Genomic DNA, 12,177 nt, shown 5'->3' with positions numbered 1-12,177 from the left:
ATCGGGGGGACTTACGGCCAACCCAATCCTGACCGGCCGAGAACAGCCAAATCATGCTCACCGTGGCGCCTCATTTTTCAGGTCGAAGTAGCTAATCAACTCTGCAAAGGCTCCCCGCATGACACAAACAACGGAATACCTGTACAAGTGCACATTTTACGCTGATGGTGATCCCAACGGCATGGCATCGTTGACCGCACTTCTACTTCAAGAGAATTTTGACAATTTCCCGGGACGACGCAAGATAGCCGCTCGAATGACACGGCCGATTGCAGTGCGCGAAGGCGGATCCGGGACAGAATGCACAATTCTCTTCGGATCCGACAAGGCCTTGGTTCTGAACGATATAGCCGGGCTACCCAGTGTCACCGTGATCGACACGACGGGCGATCAGCTGATGGCCGTGTCACAGCTGAGGATGCGGGCGGGCGGGCTGATCCCGACAGGCTTCTTCAGCAGGCAGGGTATGGCTGTGATCCGCGCAGTCCTCCGCAGGGAGCTCATCGTCAAGGGGCTGATCGCACACCCGATTACGGTTCTTCGGTTCATTGCGTTGATGTCGACCGCGTAAGCGCGTTCCTGCCCGAGAGCTCCGAGTGGCGTGACAATACCGCCACCGGTCTTCGTGGTCCTAGTGAGCGCCACGGCCCACTCCTAACCTAAGTTGCGACCCAGGCCACATATCTGGTTTGTCGCAGTGCCCGCTCCAATGGAGGGGCAACTTTGCTGCCGCCCCGGTCGTGTCACGGCCGTCACGAGAGGAACAACCAACAGATGTCCGCAACACCGACCGCCGAGGAACTGTACAAGTACATCGGCATGGCTTTCGAACACGCGAAGAGTGACCCGGACCTGTTCGAGAAGCTCTCGAACATCCCGGGTGTCTTCGAGATCCTCACCACCGAACCCGACGGCTCCATGATCATCGACATGCCGAACCTGACCGCCGTTCCCGGCGCAGCGGACGGCAAGGCAGATTGCACCTTCCGGATGACTGGCGAATATGCGAACCGCTTCTGGCAGGGCGACCTCAATCTGACCATGGCTGTGATGAGGGGCGACATCGGCATGGAAGGGAACATGAAAATCGTGGCCAAAGCCATTAACGCGCAAACGAAGCTTTTCCCGACTTACATCGAGCTGCTGAAGAAAGATGGACGGACGGACCTGCTAGTCAAGTGACGCCGCCTGAACGATGGAACGCAACATCGTGAAAGACGACTGGGTCTCGACGCTCGACCTCCGTCAGGTCGAGCGTCGAGGGTCACGTACGCTGACGGCTCCACCTTCATCACCTCGGGAAAGAGATCATGGCGCGGTTCGAGAACGTCAGCGTGGCCAAGAAGGCCAATGTGTACTTCGACGGCAAATGCGTGAGCTACAACATTGAGCTCGCCGACGGCACCTCCAAGTCGGTCGGTGTCATCCAGCCCTCGACCCTGACGTTCAACACTGCCGCGCCGGAAATCATGGAATTGATCGACGGCGAATGCAAGGTCACGCTCGCCGGTCAGACCGAGACCCTCACCTACCGCGGCGGCGAATCGTTCAACGTCCCCGGCAACAGCTCATTTGAGATCGAGGTCCTGACAACGCTGCACTACGTCTGCCACTTCGGCTGAACCGGCGCGAAACGCGGGCCGGCCTCAACATCAGCGAAGAACCCGCCATCAAGAGCGTGTCCGTGGCGTCGACCGGTTCGGCCGATGGTCTTATCGACCTCATCGAGTGTGAACGCCCCACATCCTTCAGCGCCGTGCTCGCGATCCACAACATGCTCGCCGCGCTTCCCCGGAATTCGTTTCGACACGACGTCACGGCGATTGGAATTTGCGAGACCGCGACCGTCAGCGCAATCTGATCGCACCTCGAACCCGTGCCGGAAGACTCAGTTAACACGCACCTCGATGTGACCCTTGCCACACGAAAGTCGACCGCGTAGCGTGTTCCTAACTTCGTTACAAGTTTCATTATGGACTGCGAGCAACCTCGTTGCCGTCCGGTCGCGCCACGGCCATCAGGATTGGAATCGATCACATGTCTACTCCACGCAGCGCCGGAACTTCTCGGTCGTGTGACCGCAGGCGCAATGATCGTCCGGGGTATGCCGAGCTTGCCCAGAGCCTTTCCGGCGGTCATACAGCTGTTTCGGAAGTGCGTCATGCTGCCGAAGAACGCTGGACGGACCGACCTCCTCGTTCGAGGCCGCTGAAGCACAGCGTCATGAAAGACGGCTCGGTCCCCATGCTCGACCTCCGCCAGGTCGAGCGTCGGGATCGCCGGTCGGCTTGGGAGAACGCGATGGCGGGGCGGCTCGTGCCGATGGGAATCGATATTTCGGCCGACGCAGAGGGTGAAGGCCACGGATTACTGCGATCCCTCGATCTCAGCGACATCAAAGTCACTGAGTGGGATTGCCCCGCACTGAAAGTGAGTCGCACGAAGCGATTGATCGAAACGTCGGACACCGAGGTGCTGATGCTGCTCACAGCATCCTCCGGTACTCAACACTTCGAACTGCAATCGGGTTCCGCTCGCATCGAACCTGGAACCGGCCTCATCTCGACGGGTCGAGTGGCGTACAACTCCACCGTATCGCCCGGCCTCCGGAAACGCAGTGTGATCATCCCCCTGTCCGCACTGGCGTCATACGACACCGGCGGTTCGATCCCCGATTGTGTGATGCTCGATCAATCCCGCCCGCTGGCGCGGGTCCTGATCAGTTTCGTAGAAAGCATGGGTTCGCACGTGTCGTCCATGGACGCCGCAGACGCAGAGGCGGCCCGAGAGGCGCTGCTCACGCTGGTGGCCGGGGTGATCCGGAGCAGCACCCGTGCGGCCTGCGACGGTCCTACGCTCCTGCCGGCCCTCCGATCACAGCTCGATCAGTGGATCAAGCAGCACCTTCGGAGCGGCCCGATCCGCGTCGCTGACATGGCCAGAGCGTTCAACGTCTCGAGCCGCACGGTGCATCGCGCCTTCTCCCTCACGGGCGACACCGTCGGGTCGGTTGTACGCATGCAGAGACTCGCCAGCGCACGCCGCGACGTGGTCGCCACTGACATTCCGATCGGGTCCATTGCCCACCGCTGGGGGTTTTACGACGCAAGCCATTTCGGTCGCGAGTTCCGAAAGTTCCTGTCGATGTCGCCCAGCGACTATCGGGAGTGCTACGGCATTGCCAGTGTCGAGATGCAGGCGGAAACGGACACCCTGAACCCGTACTCTGCGTCGACAATTGATGACTTGGCCAGCTGAATCGGACCGGAGCGGCAAGCACTGGACGCTCACGCACTTGATCACGGTTCTGCGGTTAATTACCCACTCGCCCGTGGATCCGCGGCGCTGCGGTCCGACTCGCGCGAATGCGCGCGGAGTGCATTCACCAGCGATGACTGTGCCGACTCCGCGGTATCGCCCAGTCCCACCAGCAAGTTCACCATTGTCGGTTGCAGGACCTGGTCGACCGGATCGGGGAACTGGGCGAAGTGACCGCCCAACTCCAGGGTGACGAATCCGTGCACGCAGCTCCAAAGCTGCGTGGCGATCACTTCCGGATTCTCGCCGCCGCGGATGCGACCGCTTCCTACGAATCGGGCACATCGGCCGACCAGAAGCGAATACGCCGTCCCAAACGCCTCGGACTGGGCAGCGGCACCCGAGCGGGCTGGTCTGAGCTGACGGTATCCACGGCGCGTCGCGAGGCCGAACATCAGGTCATAGAGATGCGGATTGGCCTGGGCCAGCTGTCGGCAGGCCAACGCAATACCGAAGAGATCCGCGGCGGGATCGTCGCTGTCGGGTACCGACTCGAAGGCAAGGGCGAGATCGCGGAAGCCTCTGTCGACTACGGCCTGAAGCAGCTCAGGCAGGCCCCCGAGATGGTAATAGACGGACATCGTCGACACCTGCGCCGCTTCAGCGACCGACCGCGCTTTGATCTCGGATGGGCCCGCCTCTGCGAGCAGAGTCGTCGCCGCGTCGACCAGCCGCTCGATGATCTGTTCGGACGTCAACCGAACAGTGGCCTCCTTGTCGGGGCTCGGCATCCGCGTCCACCTTCCCCAGTTCGCATCGCCCCGTATGAGGGGCCTGGGAACGAGGTTACAAGAAGCTGCGCGCGGCGTGCTGGCCAGACGGCGTCGCCGTACCGGTCAGCCGCGCTTGTCCTGCGCGTGCTCCAGGACCCAACCCGCGATCTGTGTTCGTGAGGTGAACCCGAGCTTGGTCAGAATGTGTTCCACATGGCCCTGCGCGGTGCGCGGCGATATCACCAGCTTGGCGGCGATGGCCTTGTTGGTGAGGCCCTGCGCTACCAGCTCCGCGACCTCTCGCTCCCGCTTGGTCAAGCCCGTCGCACTGCTACCGGCGGGCTGTGTCGTGGCCTCGGTGCGCTCGCCGAGGGCGTAGGCGACCGCTCCCTCGAATCCCACGACCGCACCCTCCCTTCTGGCCGCCTCGAATGCGCGCTCACCCAGTGAGGTGCGAGTGAGCCGTTCGCAATCCTCGTGGCGTACGAGCAAGGTGGGGAACAGCACCGAGGTGCTTCCCAGGGCACGGCCCAGCGCCTCTGCGGCCCCCATCAGGATGGCGGCGCGTCGTGCGTGGTCCTCGGTGCCGGCGATCCACGCCAGAGCCTCCAGGGTCATCGAGGCAGTGAATGGATCGTCCACCAACCGGCTCAGCCGCAAGCACTGTTCTAGCAGTTCCGCCGCCTGACCGCGATCGCCCTGCTGCAAGGCCGCCACTCCCAGCGCCCACAGGGAGTACGACCGGTACACCGATTCACCGTGTGATTCTGTGATGCCGAGAACCTGTTGATGGCAGCCGACCGCCCGGGGCACATCTCCCTGCAATTCGTACACCAGCCCGAGCATCATCAGGCCCCATACTCGCGACGACAGGTCGCCGCGGGCGCCGAACACCTCCAGCGCTTCCTCCATACGCGTGCAGGCGTGGGGAAGGTCGCCGCTGACGAGTCCAAGAAGACCGTCTGCATGGGTGATGCGAGCGCGCAACAGCGGGTCGGTTACCTGGGGGATCAGAGCCTGCGCTTCGTCCACCAGGGCCCTCGAGGCCGGAAGGTCACCCTGAACGCCCGCGAACACGCTGGCGGCGTACAGCGCCCCTACTCGTGAAGCGGTCGGTTGCTCGGAGTAATGCGCCAGGGCGCGGTCGAGCCAGTGCCGTCCCTCCCGGAACAGTCCGCGGGAGAGCCAGAACGGGAACAGGGCCGCCGCTATCCGGAGACCGTCCTCGGCGCCGGTACCGGGTTCCTCCGCCAGGCAGAATTCCATCGCCTCACGCAAATTCGACTGTTCCCTCTCGAGCCGCGCTATCCACTCCAGCTGCTGCGGACTGATCCACTCGGCCTCCACCTGCAACACCAAACGCTGATACCAAACGCGGTGCCGTCGTCGCAATATCGAATGGATACCGGTCTGCTCGGCCTTTTCCTTGCCGTAGTCGCGCAGGGTCTCGAGCATCCGGAACCGCACCGCCGAGCCGGCGTCTTCCCGGATCAGGATCGACTTGTCGACCAATGCCGTCACTGTGTCGAGCAACTCCTCCGGAGTCAGGTCCTCCCCGCAGATCGCCTCGGCAGCATCCAGCTCGAAACTTCCCGCGAACACCGACAGCTCGGCCCACAGCTGCTGTTCCCGAGGCGTACAGAGCTCATGACTCCAGTCGATGGACAGCCGCAGGGTCTGCTGGCGTGTCGGTGCACCGCGATTGCCGAGAGTCAGCAGCGTGTACCGGTCGGTCAGCCGCTGCAGGATTTGCTCGGGCGACATCGCGCGCAACCGTGCCGCCGCCAGCTCGATCGGCAACGGTAGGCCGTCGAGTTGGTGGCAGATTCGGACCACCGCCATCCGGTTGTCGTCGGTGAGTTCGAATCCGGGCACGGCGGCCGCGGCGCGCTGTACGAATAACGCCACCGCGTCGTACCCGGTCAGCGCCCGCAGCGAGGGCTCGTGGTCTGGGGCCGGGACCCTCAGCGGGGGAACTCGCAGCACCGCCTCCCCGCCGATACCCAAGGGTTCGCGGCTCGTGGCCAAGATCCGCAGCTGCGGACAGGTGCGCAACAGCATCTCGGCGGATGCCGCGACGGCCTCCACCACCTGTTCGCAGTTGTCCAGTACAAGCAAAAGGTGCCTGGAGGCGAGGAACTCCGCCACGACGTCGTCGAGCTGTCGCGCGGGCTGATCCCGCAGCCCCAAGGCCGCGGCAACCGTGTCCGTCAGGAGTGACCCATCCCGCAACTCGCCCAGTTCGACCAACCAGACTCCGTCACCGAACCTCCGCCGGACATCGGCAGCCAGCCGAAGCGCCAGACGCGTTTTCCCGACACCACCGATCCCGGTCAACGTCACCAGACGAGCGGACGACAGCAGCTGTTTCGCCTCGGTCGACTCATGGCGGCGGCCCACGAAGCTGGTGAGCTCGAGCGGCAGATTACTCACCGGAGTCCTCACGGCGGGTGCCATCGATGGAGTAGGTGGTGGAGTCGCCGTGGACCTCGGGCGGGCGCGCGCCGGATCCGGATCGCGTCGGGAGGTGTCCGGTTCGCCGGACAGGGCCATCTCGTCGACGGGGAAGCCATGGTGGAGCTGGACCCGCCGCAGTTCGTCGCCGAAGTCGGCGGCGGTGGCAGGACGCTGCCGCGGATCGGCGGCCATGGCGCGGTCGACTATCTCCGATACGTCTTCGGGAACGCCGTGCTCGCGCAGGTCCGGAACCGGTTGGGTCGTGATTCGGAGGAAGTGAGCGACCACATGCTCACCGCTGTGGCGCTCGAACGCGGCGTGACCGGTGACGGCGCAGAACACCGTCGCACCGAGACCGTAGATATCGGAGGCTTCAGTCGGCGGTTCGCCGCTCAGCACCTCGGGCGCGGTGAAGGCCGGTGACCCGGTCACGGTGCCGGTGGCGGTCTCGAATCCGCCGGCGATATGGGCGATGCCGAAATCGGTGAGCGCCGGCTCCCCGTAGTCGGTGAGCAGGATGTTCCCGGGTTTGAGGTCCCTGTGCAGGACCCCGAGGCGGTGTGCAGTCTCGAGCGCACCGGCCATCTTCACCCCGAGCGTGAGTGCTTCCTCCAACGGCAGTGGGCCGTCGCGGCGTATCCGGACGTCGAGCGAATCCTGCGAGTGGTAGGGCATCACGATGTAGGGGCGACCGCTGTCGGTGGCACCGACGTGGAGTGCGCTCACAATGTGAGGATGTCCGGTGAGGCGGCCCATCGCCCGCTGTTCGCGGAAGAACCGAACCCTGTTCTCCTCGTCGAGGTCCGCAGCAAGGACCTTCACCGCCACAGTGCGGTCCAGCGCCGGTTGCACGCAGCGGTAGACGACACCAAATCCGCCCCGGCCGATTTCGTGGGCGTCCTCGAATCCCTCAGCGCTCAACTCCGCCGTGACCGTGTGGGCCACGCCGCGCTGGGTCTCGAGCGGATCACCTGCGGCCATCGGAGTGTCCTCACCGTCTCCCCGCAGAGCGAGAACAGGACCTGGACGATCCCATCCTCGATGAGGCAACTTGCCTCATCTCGAGGAGAACGTGACTTCAGGATATCGCCGCTTGGCAGGCAAATGGATTGTGATCGAGCATCGGGGGCAACGAACGGGCATCCACGATGCCAGGTCGTCGTCGAGGTCACCGCAGCCCACAGGGTGACCCCACGGTGATCTCATTTCTGTCAGTTGCCGACTTTCGGCAGTAGCAACGCGACGCGTAATTTCTGGTCGATCGTCTGCGACAGCGTGAGCGTCTCATCCAGTTTCTGGCCGAGAGCCTGCGCATTGACGTTCGCATCATCCAGGGATGCCGCTATCCCGCCGAGCGGCACAACGGCCGCACCGGCCTCTCCGCCTGCCCCCCGACCGGCAGAAATTGTGCCCGCCAAAGGGGCATCAGCCTCGGTCAGCGTGGTACCGAGGGTGCCGAGTTGGTCACCGAGAGTGCCCAGCACCTGATTCGCCCGGGTGAGGGAATCGATGACGCCGACCACCTCCGGCAGCCCTTGCCGCGCCGCCTCGGCTGCGGGTGGCAATTGATGCGCCCCGTCGAGCGCGGCATCGGTCGTCGCGTCGAGCTCCTGCGCCTGCACGACACCGTTTTTGAACGTGTCGTTCGTGATGCCCAGGTCTCTCGTGAGGATCAACAAGCCGCTCAACACCGCAATGGTGAATGCCAAGGTGATCGCCCAGGACAACCGAAATCTTTTCTGCATGTGCATCTGCATGTTCACTCCGTCGAACGAAAAAAGGGTATCCGGATGCTCAGGGAAGAGGCAGCGGCGGTAACGGTGGTGCCTCGAAACCCAAGGACGGGATACCGAGACTGTTGAACGGAGGGCCTACCACTGCGAGGAGCGGACCGAACTCCCGAACATGCGCAGCTTCTTCCTGGATCGTCGCCAGCGTCGAGGCGATCCCCGACATCTTCGGGCCGAGTGCGAGAAGAGTGAGTTGCATTGTGGTCAAACCGTCGTGGATTCCCTGCAGCTCGGTCGCGACGGAACCGACCGCCGTCGACAGTCCGTCGACGGTGGCGCCGGCCTCGTCGGAACGCGCGGTAACGTTCGTCACCACGTTCGGCAATGGCGCCGAGATGTCCGCGACCTTCGATGCATTGCCCCTCAAAGTCGCTGACAACGGCGACAGTTCGACACTCCGGCCGACCAACACGGCCAGGTCGTTCGACATGGGTCCGAGAACCTGGATGTCCGCTGCCAGCCGCGCGTGCTTCGGTTCCAGTTCGACGGTCAGTTCGTCGAGTCGTTGGGCCGAATCGATAATCTGCACGCTCAAGGCCGACGGCCGACCGAGAGGGTCGCTGATATCACGGAACGTGGGAAAGAAGCCGTTGATTGCGCACAAGCCGATGGCGGGCGCCACACCGAGTACCAGCACAACCGCGGCGAAAGTTCGACTGCCCACCATTACTTTCCTCCCGTCGGGGCGGGAATCAGATTTCCCTGCGCCGGAAGCGGCGCGAGTTTGACCGTCGTACGCTCGAGTTCGGCGTTGAGCTGATCGGCCAGTTGCAGGGCAGCCAGAAGCCGATCGTTCACCTTGACCACCGCCACGTCCGCGTCGGCGGAGATGGCGTGTAGCGATCCGGCCGCGCCTTGAAGCGACGAGGAAATGCCATGGAGCTGGTGGGCGATAGTGACGTCGTTGTGACCGGCAGCAACCAACGTATGCATGTCGGGCAGCATTGCGGCCAGCAGATCAACGTCCACCGCCGTCGCCGAATTCAGTTCGGCAAGAACTGTTCTGAGGTCTGCAAGCTCGCTCCGCACACGGGCAGGCGCGGCCAGATCGGCCCGCTCGTCGAAGTACTGATTGGCCTGCCCGAAGTTGTCCACGATGGCGCGGGTGCTTTGCCGAACCGCCAGTCCCTCGGAAATTGCGTTCAGCACGAGTACGAGCAGCACGGCAGACATGACCGCCGCGAGTCGGCCCAGCCATTCGGTGGCAATCGAGTACCTGGTGACAGGGCGAGTGACCGAGAACCCCTCTGATTGCGGATCAGCCGAGGGCAACACGGCACTTCGAGGTGCGGTCAGGTCGGAAGGACCATTCGGGCTTCGGTCTTTACGTCGCATGTCACGTCCAGTCGGTCGAGAGGCAGGGGTGGCGGGCCGGTCGGTATTCAGCCCGGCAATGGAAGCATCTGATTGATCGTCGCCGCGGATTCGACCGCACTCTGTAAGTCGGTGATCAATCCCTCGATCACCGCCAACAAATCTTCGCCCTGCTGACCGAACGCCTGAGCGGAGTCCACCAGGGGAAGGATGACGTTGTGGACCTCACCGAGGATGTGCGCGATCACGGCAAGTTGCTCATTGGTGATCTGGGCGCCTCGCGCGGTGCTCGACAGAGAGCCGGCAACCGGCGTGATGGCGTGATGCAGTTCCGCCAGGAGTGGCCCTAACGCCCTGATGGATTGGAGCGCCGACTCAGCAGTCCCGGTCAGCTGAGTCAGTTCTCCGAGTTCCGCGGTGAGCTGATCGTTGACATCGAGGAAGCTCGCGGAAATACCGACACTGCTCGCGTTGACTCGTTGCTGGCTGTCCAGGCTCCTGTTCAGGTTGAAGATCACGATGGAAAACAGGCCGAGTACGGCGACGGCTATTAGTGCGAGAACCGTTCTGGCCGGTCCACCAGGTCGTCCGAAAAACACCATCAGTTACTTACCTTCCGGACAGATCGGCGGCTGCGGACTCCACGGAAAGACGGGTGTCGTGCACCTGGCCCGCCGTCACACGCACGTCGTCCAGGATGGCCGACATCGTCGCGCGATTATCCGACAAGGCCGTGGCTGCACCGTTCGCCGGTGCCTGCAATGCGCCGACGCGAGTGCTGAGGGATTCGAGTGAACCGACCAGAACGGCGACGTCGACGCCGGTATGGTCGAGAATTTCCTGTAGATCTACCGAAATTGTTCCGACCAGGGTGCTGAGCTCAACCGACACCGCTTCGCCCATGCCGAGAACATCGGTCAGGCACTCACGCACCCTGTCCAGTGCCGCGAAGGCACTCACTGTCACGCGCTCGTGCTCGACGAGCCGAGTCAGGGACGGGTTGTAGCGGTCTGCCGCTTCGACAGACTGTTGCAGGCGCCCAGGCGTTGCGGTGAGATCGGAGATTCTCGGGCCGAGATAGAAAACGCCGAGTGGGATCAATACCAATACCACTACAGCACGCCCGATCCGGGTACTGCGGGAAACCTCAGGTCCGGACGACACCGATCGAAGCACGGAGGTGTCGACCCCGACTTCGGGCTCCGCGCCATGGTGCACGAGGGCGCCGAGCCTGTGCGAGAGGGCCGCCATCATGACACCACCGGCACAGGCGCGGCCGGGTTGTCGCTGTCGTTGAGCGTGACGGAATGGTTGGGGGTGATGGCGGGTGACATTGGTCCTCCTGGGTCGTGTGGATCCTGAAGAAGGGCACTCTGACCCCGGGTCGGGGTGTGGTGTTTGTGTTATTACGCGCCGTCGCGGGCGGCGATCGCGTTGATGGCGGAGAATTGCAGGGTCCAGAGGTTGGCGTGGTTGGGGTATTTCGCGGACATGGTGGCGACGAGGTCGTCGGCGTCTTTCGCGGTGGGGAAGGCGGTGATGAAGTCTTGGATGTAGGAACGGGTTTGGGCGATCATGGTGTCGACGGCGTAGTCGTCGCCGTCGGGCCTGCGGTGTCCGCAGACGATCATCTTCGGCTGAAGCTTTTCCACGACATCGACGGTGTCGAGCCAGTCCTGCCATTCGGCGGGGGTGGACAGGCCGAGCATCGGGTAGATCTCGTTGTAGATGGAGTCACCGGCGATGACGGTGTCGATCTCGGGGATGTGCACGATGGTCGTGGGGTGGACGTCGGCCTGCTTCACCTCGATGATGTTCAGTGGGGAGCCGTCGACATACAGGGTGTGGCTGTCGAGGGGTTCCGGAAGCGGTCCGGCCGGGATGCAGGCGTCGCCGAACAGTAAATTCCACTGCATGGTCTGAATGTCCATGGTTTCTTTCATGGACTCGATCACGTGGGGCAATGCCACGCATTTGACGTCGGGGAATCGTTCCTTGAGTGGTCCGATGCCGAGGTAGTGGTCTTGGTGGTCGTGGGTGATGTAGATGGTGGTGAGTTTCTTGCCGGTGCGTTCGATCAGGTCGCCGAGGTCCTGGACGTCGTCTTTGAGGTAGAGCGCGTCGATGAGGACGATTTCGGTTGCGCCGCTGATCAGGATGGCGGTGGTGGGGGAGAAGGTGCCGTCCGGGATGCCGGGGAATTCCGCGGCGGGGACGTTGGGCCAGCGGCTGACGAAGACGGTGGCGCGGATGGGGACCGTGGGGGCGTGGGTGGGGGCCGTGGAAGTGGTGGTGTCGGTGGTCATGAGGGGTACCTCCGGTTGCAATGGGCGATCAGTGGCCACGGTGGTGGGCAGCGTCGACACTTCACGGTAGAAAGGTGCGGTTGCCGGTGGATAGAACCAACGCGCCCGGTGGTGGTACCGAAGCGACACGTCGTTACCGATCCCCGGACGCAGCCGTAGCTTCCAGACTGGCGCCTGGAAGCCACGGGTCGTTCAGGCGCGTAGGTGGGTGACGAAGTGGTCGCGTGCGGCGGTGGAGACCTGGTCGAAGCCGGGGCCGGTGTAGAAGTCGAAGTGTCC

12 protein-coding genes are annotated in these 12,177 nt (G+C 63.4%); 4 read left to right on the top strand and 8 right to left on the bottom strand.

All coding sequences use genetic code 11. The annotated features are described in order from the left end of the window. The first annotated feature begins 118 nt into the window (after positions 1-118). The 4 genes from ACH49N_RS38580 (at position 119) to ACH49N_RS38565 (ending at position 3,258) form a co-directional block, all read left to right on the top strand. Positions 119-571: a hypothetical protein gene (locus tag ACH49N_RS38580; RefSeq protein ID WP_358278692.1), complete on the top strand. Its 453-nt coding sequence runs from the start codon at positions 119-121 to the stop codon at positions 569-571. Positions 572-774: 203 nt separating this feature from the next. Beyond that, on the top strand, positions 775-1,182 hold the full coding sequence (locus tag ACH49N_RS38575) for an SCP2 sterol-binding domain-containing protein (RefSeq protein ID WP_159925131.1): 408 nt from the start codon (positions 775-777) through the stop codon (positions 1,180-1,182). Between the two features lie 128 nt (positions 1,183-1,310). Beyond that, a complete protein-coding gene (locus ACH49N_RS38570; protein ID WP_159925133.1) occupies positions 1,311-1,622 on the top strand; it encodes a pyrimidine/purine nucleoside phosphorylase in 312 nt (103 codons plus the stop codon). A 601-nt stretch (positions 1,623-2,223) separates the two neighbouring features. After that, complete coding sequence (locus ACH49N_RS38565) at positions 2,224-3,258, top strand: AraC family transcriptional regulator (protein ID WP_358278694.1); 1,035 nt, start codon at positions 2,224-2,226, stop codon at positions 3,256-3,258. Between the two features lie 59 nt (positions 3,259-3,317). Here the strand turns inward: ACH49N_RS38565 and ACH49N_RS38560 are convergent, their stop codons facing one another. From ACH49N_RS38560 to ACH49N_RS38525, 8 genes are all read right to left on the bottom strand, one after another. After that, positions 3,318-4,049: a TetR/AcrR family transcriptional regulator gene (locus tag ACH49N_RS38560; RefSeq protein ID WP_358278696.1), complete on the bottom strand. Its 732-nt coding sequence runs from the start codon at positions 4,047-4,049 to the stop codon at positions 3,318-3,320. A 105-nt stretch (positions 4,050-4,154) separates the two neighbouring features. Then, entirely contained in the window at positions 4,155-7,469 is a 3,315-nt protein-coding gene (locus tag ACH49N_RS38555) for a protein kinase (protein WP_358278698.1), read from the bottom strand. A gap of 230 nt (positions 7,470-7,699) precedes the next feature. Beyond that, complete coding sequence (locus ACH49N_RS38550; RefSeq protein WP_250771595.1) at positions 7,700-8,245, bottom strand: hypothetical protein; 546 nt, start codon at positions 8,243-8,245, stop codon at positions 7,700-7,702. A 37-nt stretch (positions 8,246-8,282) separates the two neighbouring features. Beyond that, entirely contained in the window at positions 8,283-8,945 is a 663-nt protein-coding gene (locus ACH49N_RS38545; RefSeq protein WP_250771592.1) for a hypothetical protein, read from the bottom strand. Further along, on the bottom strand, positions 8,945-9,451 hold the full coding sequence (locus tag ACH49N_RS38540; RefSeq protein ID WP_250771590.1) for a hypothetical protein: 507 nt from the start codon (positions 9,449-9,451) through the stop codon (positions 8,945-8,947). The genes ACH49N_RS38545 and ACH49N_RS38540 overlap by 1 nt, the downstream gene beginning before the upstream one ends. A gap of 209 nt (positions 9,452-9,660) precedes the next feature. Beyond that, positions 9,661-10,194, bottom strand: coding sequence for a hypothetical protein (locus ACH49N_RS38535; protein WP_358278701.1), 534 nt, complete (start codon positions 10,192-10,194; stop codon positions 9,661-9,663). Between the two features lie 7 nt (positions 10,195-10,201). Next, positions 10,202-10,846: a hypothetical protein gene (locus ACH49N_RS38530; protein WP_358278703.1), complete on the bottom strand. Its 645-nt coding sequence runs from the start codon at positions 10,844-10,846 to the stop codon at positions 10,202-10,204. A gap of 152 nt (positions 10,847-10,998) precedes the next feature. Beyond that, positions 10,999-11,898 (bottom strand): MBL fold metallo-hydrolase, encoded by a 900-nt coding sequence (locus ACH49N_RS38525; RefSeq protein ID WP_358278705.1) that lies wholly within the window; start codon positions 11,896-11,898, stop codon positions 10,999-11,001. Between the last annotated feature and the right edge of the window lie 279 nt (positions 11,899-12,177).

It is taken from the genome of Rhodococcus sp. NPDC019647 (assembly GCF_044389235.1).
In the GTDB taxonomy this organism is placed as follows: domain Bacteria; phylum Actinomycetota; class Actinomycetes; order Mycobacteriales; family Mycobacteriaceae; genus Rhodococcus_F; species Rhodococcus_F oxybenzonivorans.
This window is presented reverse-complemented; position numbering and strand designations above follow the sequence as displayed.